Below are 17,513 nucleotides of genomic sequence, written 5' to 3' on the forward strand. Positions count from 1 at the left end.
TTTCAATTTCTCATGCAAAACAAAGGTGTCATTGTGTTTTTGACAGTGGTCGTTACAGCATTATGCCTGTACTATCTGTCATTCACATTTGTATCAAACAATATCCAGAAAGAAGCTCAGGAATACGCGACTGACGCGTCCGGCAATGTGGATTTTTCAAAAAGACAAAGCTATCTGGATTCTATCTGGAGAGCTCCGGTTTACAACTTCTTAGGTGCTGATTTTACTTTCCAGGAGGTAAAAGAAACAGAACTAGGACTAGGTCTTGACCTTCAAGGCGGTATGCATGTTACTTTGGCTGTTTCCCCTGTGGAAATTGTAAAAGGACTCGCTGGCAATCCAAAAGATGCTGCATTCAACACATCTGTAGAAGAAGCTCGTGAAGAGGCTAAAACTTCTTCCTCTAAGTATGTAGATTTATTTTATGCTGCTTTTCAGAAAAATAGCTCTGGCAAAAAGTTGAGTAGCATATTCGCTACAGCTGCAAACAGAGGCCGTATTTCTTTGGAAACTTCTGATTCCGAAATTCTTGAGATCATTGATAATGAAATTGAAAATGCGATCGAGCGTTCATTCAATATTCTAAGAACTCGTATTGATAGATTCGGTACTTCTCAGCCAAACATTCAAAGAATTCAAGGTTCTGGTCGTATTCAGATTGAATTACCTGGAGTAGACAACCAAGAGAGAGTAAGAAACCTCCTTCAGGGTGTGGCGAAGCTACAGTTCTGGGAAGTGGCTGAATCTAATGAAATTGGTGGAGCACTAGAAGCAGTAAACAATGCTTGGGTTGCTGCAAATGCTTCTTCGGAGACTGCTGCTGCCGACACTGTATCTACAGAGAATCTTACTGGTGAAGACTCTTTGAGAAATGCGCTTGAGAAGCAACTTGCTGAGATAGATCCTACTCAAGCTGGTGACAATAGCGTTTCGCCTTTGTTTAGCTTGCTTAAGCCTAACTATGGTTTGGCTTACGAACTACGAGACACGATGGCGATCAACCGTATCTTGAAAAATGAGGATTACAAAGCCTTGCTGCCAAGAGACATCAAATTGCTATGGGGTGTGAAGCCTTTTGCTGCAGAAGATGGCACTGAAACATTGGAGCTTTTCGCAATCAAAGTTGTTAGAGGGTCTGACGAAGCACCTTTAGAAGGTGATGTAGTAACAGACGCCCGTCAGGTGCTAGATCAAACTTCTAGACCTGCAGTATCCATGCAAATGAATGCTGATGGCGCTAGAAAATGGAGAAAACTGACTGCTGAAAATATCGGTAGAAGAATCGCTGTTGTTTTGGATGACTATGTATACACTGCTCCAGTAGTAAACGGCGAGATCCCAACGGGACAGTCTGAAATCTCTGGTAACTTCTCTCTTCAGGAGGCGCAAGATTTGGCTAACATCCTGAAATCAGGTTCTCTTCCAGCTCCTACTCAAATCGTAGAAGAAAGCATCATCGGCCCAACATTGGGTAAAGAAGCATTAAATCAAGGTTTGATTTCAATGGTAGCAGGTCTTGCTATTGTGGTTTTATTCATGATCGCATACTATGCTAAAGGTGGTTTTATAGCTATCGCTGCATTGATTTTCAACATCTTCTTCATCCTTGGCATCCTTGCACAGCTAGGAACGGCATTGACTTTGCCAGGTATCGCCGGTATCGTATTGACGATAGGTATGTCCATTGATGCGAACGTGCTGATTTTCGAACGTATTAAAGAGGAACTTCGAAATGGAGTAGGCCTGATGTCTGCAATCAGTGCAGGTTATGACAAAGCATTCTCTGCAATTCTAGATTCTAACGTAACTACTTTCCTTACAGGTGCTATCTTGTTTGCATTGGGTCAAGGACCTGTAAAAGGCTTCGCAATCGTATTGATGATTGGTATTGCTTCATCTTTCTTCTCTTCCGTATTTATCACACGAGTGATTGTATCATGGATGAGCAAAAAAGGAGATAAGAGTTCAATTAGCTTCGCTACTCCTTTTGCAAAAAATGCATTGGGCGCAATGAATCTTGATTTCTTAGGCAAGCGTAAAATTGCTTACATTGTCTCTACTTCAATTATTGTAATTGGTCTAGGTATAGCTGCTGTCAATGGATTGAAATTTGGCGTTGACTTTACTGGTGGTCGTTCATACATCGTAGCATTTGATGAGCCGATGGCTGCTTCTGATCTGAAATCAGGTTTAGATAGCGAGTTTGAAGGGTCAGTAGAAGTGAAAACTTATGGTTCTAATAATGTACTGAAAGTGACTACTTCTTACTTGGTAAATGAAGATGATGCTGCTTCGAATCTTGAAGTGGAAAGCAAAGTGAAAGAGGGTATAGCTTCTGTTACTGGATTAGCATTTACAGAAGATGCTGTATCATTAGCCGCTGGTCAATTCGCGATAACTGGATCTTCTAAAGTTGGGGCTACGGTAGCAGATGATATCAAAGCGTCTTCGGCTGAAGCGATGATTGTCGCATTGGTTGCGATTTTCTTGTACATCTTATTGAGATTCCGCAAGTGGCAGTTCTCCTTGGCAGCTATTATTGCCTTGATTCACGATACCTTGTTTGTAATTGCCGCCTTTGCGATCGCAAGTACATTTGGAGCTACGTTTGAGATCGACCAGGTGTTTATTGCAGCGGTATTGACCGTGATCGGTTACTCGATTAACGATACCGTGATTGTGTTTGACCGTATTCGTGAGAATATCGAAAATAGAGGTACAAACAAATTGGTGAAAGTCTTCAATGATGCCATCAACCAGACCTTAGGTCGTACATTGATCACTTCATTTACTACATTAATTGTTGTGATTGTACTATTAATATTTGGTGGTGAAGTATTGAGAGGATTCTCATTCGCACTATTCATCGGTATATTGGTAGGTACTTATTCTTCCATCTATATCGCTACTCCGATTGTAGTGGATTTGATGAAAAGAGAAATTGATAATGAGCATGCAGCTAAAGAGGCCAAAAAGCTTGCTTAAATAGCTATTCTCATTAATTATTTAAAGGAGCGGGTGTCATACTCGCTCCTTTTTTTTGCCTTATCGCAGATTAAAATCCTTATCTTTTGGGGAATTATTTCTACAAGTTTATTCCATTACTAAATTTTACAAAAATACTTTTCTATGAAAATATCTAAAGCAGACTTCGAAAGCATGAAAGCAAAATATGACAAAGAAGTCAAAAAAGGCAAGCCAGCTAAGGGCAAAAAAGGCAAAGACAAAGACAATCAGACTAGCTGGATATTTGTTGATAGAGGTACTTTAGAAGGATTATTAGCTAAAGCTGATGATAATCCAACAGTTGGCGGGGTTCAGTTTTACTTCACTGAATTTACCGAGGAAATGGCTGAAAAGGTTTACCCTGGTCAGGCTGTAGCCTATACAGGTCAGATGGCCCTGGTGATGCGTTCCGCCAATCTCAAAGAAAATAAATTAATAGGTGGAGAAGAGGATGAGTATGAAATAGGGGGGATGCTGTGCCCTTATATCTGCGAACCAGAACCTACAGATTCCTAGAAAATGGATAGCAGGTTCGTAGCGGCATTTCTAACTGAGTATTTGATTATAGTAGATCTAATCGGGCTATCAGGCATTTTCTTTTTTTTCCGACTATCAAATGATCAAAGGGTGCAAATGTACTTTTGGCTTCCCTTTATGATCTTGATTTTTACAGTGTTTTGTGAAAATATGGTAGCCTACACCTTGTATGATCATGAGTTTAATAAAACTATTAATGCCTATCTCGGAAATACAGAATTCCCCAGATACAATCTATGGTTACATAATATTACTAATTTGCTTGTATTAACGAGTCTCTACTTTTTTTTAATAAGGTACTGGATTGAGCCTTCTAAAAAGAAGTATATGAATTGGATGATTATTGGGTTTTTGATCAGCAACCAAATCTTACAATTTTCAGGAATAGAGCCTATTTTCTGGTTTCAACCTATAATTTTCTCCATAGGTGCAAATATGATTCTGGTGGGAAGCGGACTTTATTTTGTTGGATTTATGACAAACGATCTATACCTGAATTCAAATCCTCTGAGACTGATATCCTTTTGGCAGATGACGTTTATTCTCTTTACTTACTCTTTGACTTACATAAACTTTGTAGCCATGCCATTCTTGGTAACTCACAACTATGAACTTGGCAGATCTATGTTTCAGATCAATCTTATAATGAGTGTTTTTAATTTAGCAATACTATTGCTCACAATCGCTTCGCCTAAACTTCCTAAACTATTTGAGAAAGAGCCTTCTTATGGATTTAGTTGAAAGTCAGGTGTATATAATCATCTTTTCTACCTTATTTCTAGGAGGAATCATGTCCACTTTCGTGATTTCCATGGTGTTTATCCATAGGCAGCGTCAGGCGCAAAACCTCCAAAAAATGGATCAAGTCAAATCTGAACATGAGAAGACTTTGCTGAATATTGAAAATGAGATCCAACAAGAAACCCTGACTCATATAGGTAGGGAGCTTCACGACAATATTGGTCAATTACTTTCGCTGGCCAAGCTCAATTTTGGGTCAATAAAACCTGAAAAAATAGCCGAAGGAAGAGACATACTAGGTCAGGCAATACAAGAAGTACGTGGCTTATCTAAGCAATTAAATCTAGATTGGGTGGAGTCTATCAGTATCAATGAATTCATCGAGCAGCAGTTAGAAAGAATACAGAATACAGGTTTTTGCGAAACCTCTCTGGACGCAAATTTTGAACTTATCGACTTGCCAAAGGATCGGAAATTGGTGTTGATTCGCGTAATTCAGGAATCTCTTAACAATGCACTCAAACACGCTTCGCCGGAAAACATTCTAATTAGGATGCGTGAAAATGGAGAAATTAGACAAATTCTAATACAGGATGACGGTAAAGGATTTGACTCTTCTCAAAAATCCAATGGTAGCGGTATGTTCAATCTCAAGAAGAGAATGGAAACTATTGGTGGCGAATTTAACTTGACTTCTTCGGTCGGAAAAGGAACAGAAATAACTTTAACCTTGCCAAATTAGATTTTAGGGTATAATTTGAAGTTTAATCTTCCTAATACATTAATCCCTTCCACTAAATGATCAGGATCGCCCTGGCTGACGACCACAAATTATTTGCAAAAGGAATAGAAGGAATTCTTGAAGACGAGGATGACCTCCTTGTCGTCGGTGTCTTTCCCAATGGAAGAGAGCTCTGTGATTACCTAGCTGATCATGAGATCGATGTAGTGCTCACAGACCTTAATATGCCTATCATGGATGGATTTGGTGTGTTGGATCATTGCAAAGAAGTACACCCACATTTGAAGGTGATAGTTCTTTCTATGTATGATGAGGAGAAGATTTACAAAAAATGCATCAATCAAAAAGCCGATGCTTTTATACTCAAAGATGCAGATCCAGATGAATTGATTTTTACCGTTCATGAAGTTTATGAGGGTAGACACGTCCTGAATTTTGATCGGGTCAAAAAACAAGCTTTGCAAGGCGCCTATTTCGATGCGTTCAGAATGAAGTATAAACTTTCCCGCCGTGAAACAGAAATCATCCAACTGATTAGGGATGGAATTCAAAACAAAAGTATAGCTGAAATACTGAATCTTAGTAAGCAAACCGTCGAGACACATCGCAAAAACATACACCAGAAACTCCAAGTTAGTTCTCGAATTGAGCTGGTGAACAAGGCACACGAAATGAACCTATAATTATGAGTACTCCTATTAAAACAGCCATAGTAGGCTTCGGCTCTGTGGCTGAGAAAATGCATGCACCCCTGATAGCTGTATGTCCAGACCTTGATCTGGTAGCATCTGTGGAACGCCACACCAATCGCTGCGAAGAATTGTATTCTGGCATAACGACCTATAGGAGTTTGGATGAATTGCTAGCCGCTGATGTGGCTGATCTGATCGTGATCACTACTCCAAATGAGTATCACTTCCCGATGGCAATGCAGTGTCTGGAAGCCGGAAAGCATGTGGTGGTAGATAAACCGGTAACTATCTTCTCTCATGAAGCTGAAACACTAAATAAGCTCGCAGAAGAGAAAGGCTTGATTTGTTCCGTCTTTCACAACCGACGATACGACGGGGACTTCATGACCTTACAGAAGTTGGTTCGAAAAGGAGATCTTGGCGATCTTGTCTATTTAGAGTCTCATTTTGATCGCTTCCGCCCGGATGTTTCAGAGAATTGGAGAGAAAAGGAAGTGCCTGGCAATGGTATCACCTATGACCTTGGGGCGCATTTGATCGATCAAGTAGTATTGCTTTTTGGCTTGCCAAACTGGATTCAGGCAGATATTCGCAAACAAAGAACTGGTGCTGTGGCTGACGATTACTTCGATATTACTTTGGACTATGGATCTCTCAAAGCTAAAGTGACAGCAGGAGTGTTAGTCAATGTTGCTACTCCGAAGTTTTTGCTTTTGGGTAAAAATGGATCTTATCAAAAGTTCGGTTTGGATGTACAAGAAGCAGAATTCAAGCTGGGACATAAGCCCGAAGGCGCAAGTTGGGGTGTGGAAACTGAGGAGAAGTGGGGGAAAATTTTCCTCAATGAAGAAACCAAAGCATATGAGACCATCCCTGGGAATTACAGAATTCTATACCAAAATGTCGCAGATGCCATTTCAAAAGGCACTTCGCTAGACATCACGATTCCTCAGACTATCAGCGTCTTGAAGATAATTGAGGCATCTTTTAAAAGTGCAGAAGAGAAACGCACAATTTCAAAAGCAGAAGGGAATTGGTAATAGTTTAAGTTTGGCTCTTTTTTGGGGTAAGGGATTAGAAATAATTCAATACACATGAAAAAAGTATTCTTATTAGCATTCGCGCTTTTTGCTTTTATATCGATTTCTCAAGCTCAAGTAGCTGTAGGTATCAACTTCCAGAGTTCTGATACATTTATCACCGTAGGAACTGACCCTAACAATGAATTTTTCGGAGAAGCTAGACTTGGTATCGGACACGACATCGGGCTAGAATTGATGGGAGCCTATAATTTTGTGAGAAAAAGTGAAGTAAATGCCTATGTAGGCGTAGGATTGGGCTTATTAGGAGATCATCATCACAAGCATCACGACGATCATAACGATATTTATGTGGCTATTCCTGTAGGTGTATTGATTACACCATTCAACACTAAAAACTTGGGCTTTTTAGTAGAAGCAGCACCGGTTTTTGCAAATCACAATGACAGTTACCTCAGAGGGGGTGTCGGGGTTAAATATACTTTTAGATAATACCAATTTAACGACTGTTAATCAGGCCAAGATTCCTTGAAGAATCTTGGCCTTTTTTGTTTTCATTGAAAATTGGGCTAGTTCAGAATAAATTGAAAATTTGTCCGCCCTGAGATTTCAATTAGTTTCCCTATTTTTGCGCCTATGGCAAAAACAGAAACTCCTGCGGAAAACACGCAATTGAAAGATATTATTTCCCATGCCAAAGAGTATGGATTTGTTTACCCTAGTTCTGAGATCTACGACGGCCTTCAGGCAGTTTATGATTATGGTGCTTATGGCGTAGAGTTAAAAAACAACTTGAAGCGTCTGTGGTGGGAAACCATGACTCGCGTACAAGACAATATTGTCGGTATCGATGCGTCGATTTTTATGCATCCTACCACCTGGAAAGCTTCTGGTCACGTAGATAGCTTCAATGATCCAATGATCGACAACAAGGACTCTAAGAAGCGCTACCGTGCGGATGTGCTTGTAGAAGAGTATGCGGCAGTGTTCGAAAGAGCTGGAGATATAGAAAGAGCAAATGCTCTTACGGGTGCATTGGCGAGATTGCTGGAAGCAGAAGATCTAGCTGGAGTAAGAGATTTGATCACCAATGAAGGTATTAAGTGCCCTATCTCTGGCACGTCCAACTGGACAGATGTTCGTCAGTTCAACTTGATGTTCTCTACCCAAGTGGGCTCTGTGGCTGAGGATTCTACCACTATTTACCTGAGACCTGAGACTGCCCAGGGTATCTTTGTGAACTTCCTGAATGTGCAGAAAACTGCCAGAATGAAAGTTCCTTTTGGAATTGCTCAGATCGGTAAAGCCTTCAGAAATGAAATCGTAGCCCGTCAGTTTATCTTCAGAATGCGTGAGTTTGAGCAAATGGAGATGCAATTTTTTGTACGTCCTGGCACTGAACTGGAATGGTATCAGAATTGGGCAGACACTAGAATGAAATGGCATTTGGCATTGGGAACACCTGCTGAAAAGCTGAGAAAGCACGATCACGAGAAGCTTGCTCACTATGCAAATGCGGCTATGGATATCGAATTTGATTTCCCATTTGGCTTCAAAGAAGTGGAAGGAATCCATTCCAGAACTGATTTTGATTTGAAATCACATCAGGAATTCTCCAGAAAGAAGCAGCAGTATTTCGATCCGGAAGTGAATCAAAATTACATCCCTTTTGTAGTAGAGACTTCTATAGGAGCAGATCGATTGTTTTTGCTAACGCTTTGCAATGCTTATACCGAAGAGAAAACTGAGGAGAAAAGCAGAACATACTTAAAACTTCACCCAGCGATTGCGCCTGTGAAAGCAGCTATTCTTCCAATCACGAAGAAAGACGGCTTGCCAGAAAAAGGGAAAGAGATTGTTGAGTTGCTGAAATATGATTTCAACATTATCTATGAAGATGCTTCTTCCATCGGTAAAAGATATGCGCGTCAGGATCTGATCGGTACGCCATTCTGTATCGCGGTAGATCATCAGACGCTTGAGGATAATACGGTAACAATACGCCATCGTGATACTACCGAGCAGGAGAGAGTTCCAATTTCTGAGCTTCATGGAAGAATCGCTGAGGCAACTAGCTTTAGAAGGATATTTGAAAAGCTTTGATGTCGGATGCTTATTGTCCGATGACCGATGCAAAAAGCCCGTTTTGATTCGTCAGACGGGCTTTTTTCGGTTTCGTAGGCTCATGCTTAGCCTCCTGTCCCGATAGCTATCCGGACTGGGGGATAGATAAAAAGGTAAAAAGAAATTTGGGCTTTAGCCCAATCTTATCAATCCTGACTTGGGCTAAAGCCCATGAGGTTTTGGAATCCCTTTCAGGAATGGGCTAAAGCCACATTCCTATTCAAGTTGTGTACCGATTATGCTTTTCCTCCAGTTTTAGCTGAGGCATCAGCAGATACTACGGAGTAGTCTCATGCTTTGCCTCCTGCTTTAGCAGGGGGATAGATAAAAAGGTAAAAAGAATTTTGGGCTTTAGCCCAATCTTCTCATTCCCGACTTGGGCTAAAGCCCATGAGGTTTTGGAATCCCTTTCAGGAATGTGCTAAAGCCACATTCCTATTCAAGTTGTGTACCGATTATGCTTTGCCTCTTGTTTTAGCTGAGTCATCAGCAGATACTACCGAGCAGGAGAGAGTTCCAATTTCTGAGCTTCATGGAAGAATCGCTGAGGCGACTAGCTTTAGAAGGATCTTTGAGAAGTTGTAGGAAGACCAAAAAAATAGCCCTCTGAAAGAATTTAACCTTCAGGGGGCATTTTTTATACACTATTAACAGAGTTTATTAATTACAGCTTTCTGTAATGTTTGATAACGTTCCTTTTTTAGAGACAGTGTTCACTTTGAAATCAGTCCAAACATTGCTATTTGCAGATGAACCAGAACAATCAGGTGTCAAATCTACTGTCCAAGTATATTCTTGACAAGCAACCAAATCCATAGTGATTTGTCTAGTAGAACCATTTGTAGCCCATCCGTCCAAACCTGTTGCGGATGCAGCAACTCCTTGAGCAAATGTGAACACTAACGCAGCTGCTGACATATCTTCAGATGGAATGTAAGTAAAGACATATGCTGCATTATCACCATTATCTACATAAGAGAAGCTCTCTTCGCAATCTTCCGAGCAATACTCATAAATAGCATATGAAGTTGATTTTGAAAGGGATCCTCCAGGACCTCCGTTAGAAGCAAAGCTTACAGAATAGGAAGTGCAAGCAGTTTTGACATTCAAAGGATGGGTCACTTTATAAGAACGAATCTTACCATTTGTTGAAACTACAACATCACTAATACCTGCAGAAACAGCACCATCTTTTACCCAAGAATAAACTGTACTACCAATAGTAATTGAAGAACCATCAGCCCCATCCGTGCCATAAAAAGCATAAGTCACAACCAAGTCAGTTTCTGTATTCCATACTGAAAGGTCACCGTAATTTGTAGTTGTTGGTCCGGCTGTTTTTGAAACAACACTAGTTGCTACTTCAGGTACTTCAATGCACTCTGCACAAGAAAGTAAAGCCGCATTCTCATTTCCACCAGTACCATAAGGAGTCAGATTGAATCCGTTTTTAGCAGCAACCTCTTGATTAGACAAAAGGTCTTCATTTTCGTAAGTAGCCATTTGGCTACAGGCTCCTAAGAGCAATACCGAGGTCACTAACGCCAGCATTTTGGTTGTAAAAATTTTCATAGATGTATAAAGTTTTAGATTTATGATCGAATATAAATGTTTTTCAAATACAAATTAACGTTGTTGAAAATATATTTATACAAATATTTAAATCAGCTATGGATTTAATACAACCAATACGGATCGTATCTCCATAAAACCTAATTTATGATAGACTAATTATTTAGAAATTATAAGATTCAGCAGTGGTCCTTCTATTGATAGAGGTATCCTTTTAGGCATCAATAACTGCCATATTGATATTTTGAAGTCATTTATTTACTTCATTGATCTCTAATAAAGAGCAATTTATATGAACACCATAGGGAAACTAGAATAAAGTCTTTTTTCGAATCAACTAACCTGTAATCAAGTTTAAAACTTAAAAAAATAAAATATGATTATTTGAAGTATTCAATACTTACTAACGAATCTGGAGTTTGCGTTTTGGGTGAGTCCTTACCGCGAGGAGAAAAAATAGTCACAATCCATTTTCCAGTTCTATTCTTTTCATGAAAAAATCACTGAAGCTCCTAGCTTTAAAAGAGTTTTCGCAAAGCATAAAAAAACTTCTGAGAGCGACCTCAGAAATTTTTTAAGTTTTAATCGAAATCTACTGGATACCATATTGATTTATCACTTTCCTCTCTCAGTGTGCCATCATCCAGTTGTTTAAAAGTCAACTCTAAACCAAACTGATCGCTTTTTTCAATCTTGATTTTCTGTCCTTTGATCTTATAAGAAGTCCTGGAAATCACATCTCCCCCATACAAAACATCAGCTACTCCACCAGCAGATAGCGTAATAAATCTGCCACATCCAAACATTGGATCATTGTTAGAAGTACAACCTTCAGGAGTATTCGCGTACGACCCCAAAATATCCGGTTCGTCTAATTTGTCACAAGAAATAAAAACAAGTGCGACAAGAGCAAGTAGTAATAAGTTTTTCATAAAAAAGAAGTTAGATATAACATATATACGAATGTGAACTAATGATTGCTACAACGAGGCTAACATTTTCAAAAAATGCTAGTTTAGCGTATGAATAAAAGTTCATGACAAAGAAAGCACTCATCATAGGTTCAGGTATTGCAGGCATTGGTTCGGCTATCCGATTAGCGGTGAAAGGTTACGATGTGGAAGTATTTGAAGCTAATTCCTATCCCGGTGGAAAACTTAGTGAGATTCAACTTGGTGCATATCGCTTTGATGCTGGACCATCGCTTTTCACACTTCCCGAACAGGTAGATGAGCTTTTTCGCTTAGCGGGAAAAGATCCGAAGGGTTACTTTGCGTATGACAAGCTGAATGTCGCCTGCAAATATTTTTGGGAAGACGGCACCAGATTAAATGCTTATTCCGATCTCAATCAATTTGCGGAAGAAGTACAGAACAAGCTGGGCGAACCTACATCAACAATCAAAGAAGCACTCAAACAATCCGCTTTTATATACGATAGTCTAGCACCACTCTTTATGAACCGCTCACTTCATAAGTTGGACACCTGGACGAATCCTCAAGCGCTAAAATCCTATCTGAGGATGGGAAAGCTTGGGATTTTCTCGACCATGAACGAAGCAAATCAGAAGCAATTCACTCATCCAAAACTGGTACAGCTCTTCAATCGCTACGCGACTTACAATGGTTCAAATCCTTTTGAAACTCCTGCTACACTTAATATAATCCCTCATCTGGAATTTAATATAGGTGCCTTTTTCCCCAAAAAAGGTATGCATGACATCACGCTAAGCTTATTCAAGCTGTCTGAAGATCTTGGGGTAAGGTATCATTTTGGCCAGAAAGTAGAAAAGGTCTTAGTGGAAAATGGAAAAGCGAAAGGCATACGAGTAAAAGGTCAAGATCACTATGCTGACCTCGTAGTGAACAATATGGATATGGTCAATGCCTACAAGACTATCCTCAAAGATCAGAAGCAGCCCAAGCTTTTACTCAAGCAGCCCAAATCGAGCTCTGCGTTGATTTTCTATTGGGGAATCAAGCGTGATTTTCCTGAGCTGGATCTGCATAATATTTTTTTCTCTGATAATTACCCCTTGGAATTTGAGCATATTTTCAAAAAAGGGACGATATACGATGACCCTACTATCTATGTGAACATCACTTCTACTCATAAAGCTGATGATGCTCCAGCGGGATGCATGAATTGGTTTACGATGATCAATGTACCCAATAACCAAGGCCAGGATTGGGATCAGATAATTGCTGAAGCTAAAAGAAATATCATTCATAAGCTGAATCGCATATTAAAGACTGATGTGGAATCCTTGATAGAAGTAGAGGAAATCCTAGATCCTCGAACGATAGAGTCCAAGACTTCTTCAGCTCAAGGTGCCCTCTATGGCAATAGCTCAAACAATAAGTTTGCTGCTTTCCTACGTCATGCAAATTATTCCTCCTCGATAAAAAATCTCTACTTCTGTGGCGGATCTGTTCACCCTGGAGGTGGGATTCCCCTATGCTTACTTTCAGCGAAAATTATGAGTGATATGATTGAAGGATAGTCATGAGTGATCAGTATTCAGTCTCAGTTTTCAGATGATATTCGCAGCATGCCGCAATCCTGATAGTTATCGGGATCAGACTTGAACTAGGGCATTCATATAATAAACGCACCACTACGACTGATCCCTGCGACTGACCACTCACCCCTCCCTACTCATGATGATAAGGCTCGTTTCTTAAAATAGTGAAAGCTCTATACAGCTGCTCTATGAAAAATGGACGGATCATTTGATGTGAAAAAGTCATCTTTGAAATGGATATTTTGCCATTTGCTCTAGCATAGACTTCATCTGAGAATCCATAAGGGCCTCCAATCACGAAAATCAATTGCTTCAATCCTGAATTCATCTTCTTTTGGACATAACTAGAAAAATCGACAGAACTATAACTTTTTCCACGCTCATCCAACAAAATCAGCTCGTCTGAGGCAATCACTTTCTTTAAAATCAATTCCCCCTCTTTTTGCTTTTGGATGGCTTCCGAAAGGGATTTCGTGTTTTTCAGATCTGGAATGATTTCTATTTCAAACTTGATGTAAAAGTTCAACCTTTTCGCATACTCGTCTATAAGTTCTACAATTGCCTTATTGTCAGTTTTACCGATTGCGATCAATTTGATTTGCATGATCAAATATCTGAAAATTCTTTTTAACGGTTCCTGCTAAACACACTGCAAAATTATTTTAGGACAATTCGAATACGTAGCGGAGACCGAAAGCATAGAAAACATAATGCTTTTAGAAATTGACAAACAATTACTTACAAAGAATGTTGTAAGAACATAAACCAATTTCAACTAAAACAATTTACGAATATGAAAAAATTAGGAGTAGTATTTATGATGGCAATACTTGTAGTAGCTTCATCATTTAGCCCAAAATCAAATCCAATTCATGAAACAAGAATGGATGCGGACATAGTAGATTTGGCTATATCTCAAGATTTCCTAACCACATTGGTAGCAGCTGTGAAAGCTGGTGATTTGGTAGAAACCTTGAAAGGAGACGGCCCATTTACAGTATTTGCACCGACAAATGAGGCTTTTGCAAAGCTTCCTGCAGGCACAATTGAAAACTTGTTGAAGCCAGAGAACAAAGCTCAATTGGTGAAAATTCTAACCTACCACGTTGTCCCTGGGAAGATATTGTCTTCAGATCTCAAAAATGGTCAAGTGGCAAAAACTGCTGAAGGAAGTTCTATTAAAGTGACATTAATGGATGGCAAGGCGATGATTAATAATGCAACGGTAACTACCGCTGATATCATGGCAGATAATGGTGTAGTACATATCATTGACACGGTTATCATGCCTCCAATGTAATCGGAATCAATAGCTTGAATACTAGCCTGTCTTTTGGACAGGCTTTTTTTTTATTCGGGGTTGGTTAACTTTAGAATACTATTTCTAACCTCCACCCTTCTATGAAAAAGATATTTATCGCATTACTTTTAATCGTTGGCTTTTCCGAAGTTAAAGCACAAGCACTAACTTCTCCTTTTTTCCTTTCTGACCCGACACTTACTCCTGATGGAGAAACAATAATTTTCAGCTATGAAGGTGACCTGTGGAAAGTACCTACCGCTGGTGGGCAATCGACTAGGCTTACTGCCATGGAAGGCATGGAAAGTAAGCCTTCCGTATCTCCCGATGGCATATGGCTAGCTTTTTCGGCGGAGCAATTTGGCAATACCGATGTGTTCCTGATGCCGATTGGTGGTGGAGAGATCAAACAGTTGACCTTCCATGAGGCAACAGATGAGGTGGAATCCTGGAGCTGGGAAAGCGACAAAATCTATTTCACTTCAGATCGATACAATAGATTCTCAGCGTATGAAATTGATTTGGCTGGCTCCACGCCTAAGCGACTTTTTCCTCACTACTTCAATACTATTCACAATACCGTAATCAATCCTAAAACAGGTGAGATCTACTTTAATGAAACCTGGGAAAGCAAAAACTTTGCACATCGTAAGCGCTACAAAGGCGAATACAATCCAGATATAAAATCTTACAATCCGACCACAAAAGCCTTTACCCAATACACCGACTACGAAGGCAAAGACTTCGGCGCTACGATAGATCAGAACGGTGCCGTTTTTTTCATGTCTGATGAGGCAAATGGAGAGTATAATCTTTATACGTTCAAGGGAAAAACAAAAACTCAACTGACCGATTTCCCTACTTCTATCATGTGGCCTAAAGTGAGCGCTAACGGAAAGAAAATCGTTTTCAGAAAAGACTATCAGGTATTTGTTTACGATGTGGCATCAGGTCAAACCGCCAAGCCTGAGATCAGTGTTTTTCAAAATCAGACCTTAAGCAAGCAGATTTCCAGAAAGGTGGATGGAAATATGAGCTATTTTGATATTTCCCAGGACGGTGAAAAAATGGCTTTTGTGTCACGAGGTATTCTTTTCATCTCAGATGTGAAAGGAAAGTTTGTCAAACAAATCCCCACCGATCCAAAGGAAGCTGTGGAAGAAGTGAAGTGGTTGGCGGATAATAAAACCTTGTTGTATTCACGCACGGTGAAAGGCTACCATAATTGGTTTACGATCTCTGCTCAGAATCCTGGCAAGGAAAAGCAGTTGACAGAAGATAAAAACAAGAACAGAGAATTAACGCTGAACAAAGATCGTAGCCTCGGAGTCTATGTGAGTGGAAGAAATGAAATCCGTGAGATAGACCTGAAAACATTGGAAAGCAAGACGCTTGTGGAAGATGAGTTATGGGGGCTTTATACGCCTAGAGCTTTTTTCTCACCAGACGACCAATACGTTGTATTTTCTCCAATTCGCAATTTCGAGCGTGAAATAATGATCTATGACAGATCATCTAAGAAAACGCTGAACCTTACTGAGACTTTGGTGACAGAGACAAGCCCGGTTTGGTCGCCAGATGGCAAATACATTTATTTCATCACGGACCGCACGCATGCTAGCTATCCCTTCGGAACTACCGACGCGCATCTCTACCGAATGAAGTTGGACAAATTTGCTGACCTCTTTAAATCGGATAAAGTGGATGAGCTTTTCGTAGAAAAATCAAAAGATGAGAAGGAGAAAAAACCAGAAGTAACAGTAAAAGTAACAGCAGGTGATTTCATGGATAGACTGGAGCAAATCGGGCCGGGGTTCGGTCAGCAGTCATCTCCTTACCTTTTTCAAAAGGATGGAAAAACTCATGTTTTCTTTATCTCGAATCATGATGAAGGAACTCCAAAATTGTGGAAAACTACACTGGAAGATTTCGAGAAGTCAAAGACTGAGAAAGTAAGCGATGAGCAAATGGGCGGCTATGAAATCGTAGAAGCAAAAGATAAGCTCTACCTCCTGGCTGGTGGAAAGGTGAGTACGCTGGATCCAAACTCGAACAAAACAGAAGAGATCAAGGTCTCCGAAACATTTGCTAAAAATCTTCGAGACGAATTTGAACAAATGTACTATGAAGCTTGGGCAGGCATGGAACAGAACTTCTATGATGGTGATTTCCATGGACAAAACTGGCAGGAACTCAGGGATCGCTATGCTAAATATTTACCATATGTACATAGTCGTGAAAATCTTCGTGAGATTTTCAATGACATGCTTGGTGAGTTGAACACCTCACACTTTGGATTTTCATCCAATGGTGCTGAAGAAGAAATCTACTTGGGAAGTAAGACAATGGTCACAGGAGTGGTCTTCAATGAAGATGCGCCATTTGTTGTGGATAAAGTGCTCAAGGATAGTCCTGTGGATTTGGAGCCTCAACCAATTTTGCCTGGCGATGAATTGATCGCAGTGAATGGTATAACTGTGGATAAGTCCAAGAATCGGGAGACGTATTTTATCGCACCGACTATCGCTGAAGAGCTAGAACTTACTTTCACTAGAAAGGGGCAAACTATAAAAGTGAAGCTACATCCCACTTCCTATGGAGAGATGAAAACCTGGATGTACGATGAGTGGATGGACGAGAACGAAGCTTATGTCGATGAGAAAACGGAGAATCGCATTTCCTATGTACACATGAAGAATATGAGTGGTGGTGAACTAGATCATTTCCTACAATACATGGTTTCTAACAAAGCAAATCGAGATGGCTTGATACTGGATCTTCGGTACAATACTGGCGGAAATGTCCATGATGAAGTATTGAAATTCCTAAGTCAGAAAAGCTATCTCCAGTGGAAATACCGTGACGGAGCACTAACTAACCAACCAAACTTCTCTCCATCAGATAAACCGATTGTACTGCTGATCAATGAGCAATCTCTCTCCGATGCAGAGATGACTGCGGCTGGGTTCAAAGAGTTGGGTTTAGGGACTATTATTGGCACTGAGACTTATCGCTGGATCATCTTCACTTCAGGTCAGGGATTAGTAGATGGTTCTTTCTACAGACTTCCCGCTTGGGGATGCTACACGCTGGATGGCAGGAATCTGGAAAAAGATGGCGTAGAGCCAGATATCCGTGTGGATGAAGGATTTGTAGACAGACTTGAAGGAAACCAAAAGCAACTGGATAAAGCGATAGAGGTGATTTTGGGAAAGGTGAAGTAATACAAATTGAA

General features: G+C 40.1%; 15 protein-coding genes. 12 read left to right on the plus strand and 3 right to left on the minus strand.

Annotation, left to right across the window (positions count from 1 at the left end):
- Window positions 1-12: 12 nt before the first annotated feature.
- From secDF to ESV85_RS01280, 9 genes are all read left to right on the plus strand, one after another.
- A complete protein-coding gene (gene secDF, locus ESV85_RS01240; RefSeq protein WP_146914417.1) occupies window positions 13-2,985 on the plus strand; it encodes a protein translocase subunit SecDF in 2,973 nt (990 codons plus the stop codon).
- Window positions 2,986-3,129: 144 nt separating this feature from the next.
- On the plus strand, window positions 3,130-3,522 hold the full coding sequence (locus ESV85_RS01245) for a molecular chaperone DnaK (protein ID WP_146914418.1): 393 nt from the start codon (window positions 3,130-3,132) through the stop codon (window positions 3,520-3,522).
- Between the two features lie 348 nt (window positions 3,523-3,870).
- Window positions 3,871-4,284: a hypothetical protein gene (locus ESV85_RS22435; protein WP_223275883.1), complete on the plus strand. Its 414-nt coding sequence runs from the start codon at window positions 3,871-3,873 to the stop codon at window positions 4,282-4,284.
- Entirely contained in the window at window positions 4,271-5,026 is a 756-nt protein-coding gene (locus ESV85_RS01255; protein ID WP_146914420.1) for a sensor histidine kinase, read from the plus strand. Before ESV85_RS22435 ends, ESV85_RS01255 begins: the two co-directional genes overlap by 14 nt.
- A 56-nt stretch (window positions 5,027-5,082) precedes the next feature.
- On the plus strand, window positions 5,083-5,709 hold the full coding sequence (locus ESV85_RS01260; RefSeq protein WP_146914421.1) for a response regulator transcription factor: 627 nt from the start codon (window positions 5,083-5,085) through the stop codon (window positions 5,707-5,709).
- Window positions 5,710-5,711: 2 nt separating this feature from the next.
- Window positions 5,712-6,758, plus strand: coding sequence for an oxidoreductase (locus tag ESV85_RS01265; protein WP_146914422.1), 1,047 nt, complete (start codon window positions 5,712-5,714; stop codon window positions 6,756-6,758).
- Between the two features lie 54 nt (window positions 6,759-6,812).
- Window positions 6,813-7,250, plus strand: a complete 438-nt coding sequence (locus ESV85_RS01270) for an outer membrane insertion C- signal (protein ID WP_146914423.1) — start codon at window positions 6,813-6,815, stop codon at window positions 7,248-7,250.
- A 144-nt stretch (window positions 7,251-7,394) separates the two neighbouring features.
- Entirely contained in the window at window positions 7,395-8,861 is a 1,467-nt protein-coding gene (locus ESV85_RS01275) for a glycine--tRNA ligase (protein ID WP_146914424.1), read from the plus strand.
- A gap of 411 nt (window positions 8,862-9,272) precedes the next feature.
- The gene (locus ESV85_RS01280; RefSeq protein WP_146914425.1) at window positions 9,273-9,467 is read left to right on the plus strand and encodes a hypothetical protein; all 195 of its coding nucleotides are present in this window, start codon (window positions 9,273-9,275) and stop codon (window positions 9,465-9,467) included.
- Window positions 9,468-9,542: 75 nt separating this feature from the next.
- On the opposite strand, the gene ESV85_RS01285 is transcribed toward ESV85_RS01280, so the two are convergent.
- The gene (locus ESV85_RS01285) at window positions 9,543-10,454 is read right to left on the minus strand and encodes a hypothetical protein (RefSeq protein ID WP_146914426.1); all 912 of its coding nucleotides are present in this window, start codon (window positions 10,452-10,454) and stop codon (window positions 9,543-9,545) included.
- Window positions 10,455-11,035: 581 nt separating this feature from the next.
- Complete coding sequence (locus tag ESV85_RS01290) at window positions 11,036-11,386, minus strand: hypothetical protein (protein ID WP_146914427.1); 351 nt, start codon at window positions 11,384-11,386, stop codon at window positions 11,036-11,038.
- Between the two features lie 104 nt (window positions 11,387-11,490).
- Between ESV85_RS01290 and crtD the strand changes: the two genes are divergently transcribed.
- Window positions 11,491-12,957 carry a 1-hydroxycarotenoid 3,4-desaturase CrtD gene (gene crtD, locus ESV85_RS01295; protein ID WP_146914428.1) on the plus strand — a complete coding sequence of 489 codons (1,467 nt, stop codon included), beginning with the start codon at window positions 11,491-11,493 and terminating at the stop codon, window positions 12,955-12,957.
- Between the two features lie 151 nt (window positions 12,958-13,108).
- Here crtD and rlmH read toward each other — a convergent pair whose 3' ends face one another.
- The gene (gene rlmH / locus ESV85_RS01300) at window positions 13,109-13,582 is read right to left on the minus strand and encodes a 23S rRNA (pseudouridine(1915)-N(3))-methyltransferase RlmH (RefSeq protein WP_146914429.1); all 474 of its coding nucleotides are present in this window, start codon (window positions 13,580-13,582) and stop codon (window positions 13,109-13,111) included.
- A gap of 189 nt (window positions 13,583-13,771) precedes the next feature.
- Between rlmH and ESV85_RS01305 the strand changes: the two genes are divergently transcribed.
- Both ESV85_RS01305 and ESV85_RS01310 read left to right on the plus strand, forming a co-directional pair.
- Window positions 13,772-14,278 (plus strand): fasciclin domain-containing protein, encoded by a 507-nt coding sequence (locus ESV85_RS01305; RefSeq protein ID WP_146914430.1) that lies wholly within the window; start codon window positions 13,772-13,774, stop codon window positions 14,276-14,278.
- A gap of 101 nt (window positions 14,279-14,379) precedes the next feature.
- The gene (locus ESV85_RS01310; RefSeq protein ID WP_146914431.1) at window positions 14,380-17,502 is read left to right on the plus strand and encodes a S41 family peptidase; all 3,123 of its coding nucleotides are present in this window, start codon (window positions 14,380-14,382) and stop codon (window positions 17,500-17,502) included.
- Window positions 17,503-17,513 lie beyond the last annotated feature (11 nt).

This window comes from Algoriphagus aquimarinus (assembly GCF_007997215.1).
GTDB lineage: Bacteria > Bacteroidota > Bacteroidia > Cytophagales > Cyclobacteriaceae > Algoriphagus > Algoriphagus aquimarinus_A.

Bases quoted from the DNA above. Each gene is read 5' to 3' on its own strand.
- secDF (WP_146914417.1), top strand. From the start codon at position 13: ATGCAAAACAAAGGTGTCATTGTGTTTTTGACAGTGGTCGTTACAGCA.
- ESV85_RS01245 (WP_146914418.1), top strand. From the start codon at position 3,130: ATGAAAATATCTAAAGCAGACTTCGAAAGCATGAAAGCAAAATATGAC.
- ESV85_RS22435 (WP_223275883.1), top strand. From the start codon at position 3,871: ATGAATTGGATGATTATTGGGTTTTTGATCAGCAACCAAATCTTACAA.
- ESV85_RS01255 (WP_146914420.1), top strand. From the start codon at position 4,271: ATGGATTTAGTTGAAAGTCAGGTGTATATAATCATCTTTTCTACCTTA.
- ESV85_RS01260 (WP_146914421.1), top strand. From the start codon at position 5,083: ATGATCAGGATCGCCCTGGCTGACGACCACAAATTATTTGCAAAAGGA.
- ESV85_RS01265 (WP_146914422.1), top strand. From the start codon at position 5,712: ATGAGTACTCCTATTAAAACAGCCATAGTAGGCTTCGGCTCTGTGGCT.
- ESV85_RS01270 (WP_146914423.1), top strand. From the start codon at position 6,813: ATGAAAAAAGTATTCTTATTAGCATTCGCGCTTTTTGCTTTTATATCG.
- ESV85_RS01275 (WP_146914424.1), top strand. From the start codon at position 7,395: ATGGCAAAAACAGAAACTCCTGCGGAAAACACGCAATTGAAAGATATT.
- ESV85_RS01280 (WP_146914425.1), top strand. From the start codon at position 9,273: ATGAGGTTTTGGAATCCCTTTCAGGAATGTGCTAAAGCCACATTCCTA.
- ESV85_RS01285 (WP_146914426.1), bottom strand. From the start codon at position 10,454: ATGAAAATTTTTACAACCAAAATGCTGGCGTTAGTGACCTCGGTATTG.
- ESV85_RS01290 (WP_146914427.1), bottom strand. From the start codon at position 11,386: ATGAAAAACTTATTACTACTTGCTCTTGTCGCACTTGTTTTTATTTCT.
- crtD (WP_146914428.1), top strand. From the start codon at position 11,491: ATGACAAAGAAAGCACTCATCATAGGTTCAGGTATTGCAGGCATTGGT.
- rlmH (WP_146914429.1), bottom strand. From the start codon at position 13,582: ATGCAAATCAAATTGATCGCAATCGGTAAAACTGACAATAAGGCAATT.
- ESV85_RS01305 (WP_146914430.1), top strand. From the start codon at position 13,772: ATGAAAAAATTAGGAGTAGTATTTATGATGGCAATACTTGTAGTAGCT.
- ESV85_RS01310 (WP_146914431.1), top strand. From the start codon at position 14,380: ATGAAAAAGATATTTATCGCATTACTTTTAATCGTTGGCTTTTCCGAA.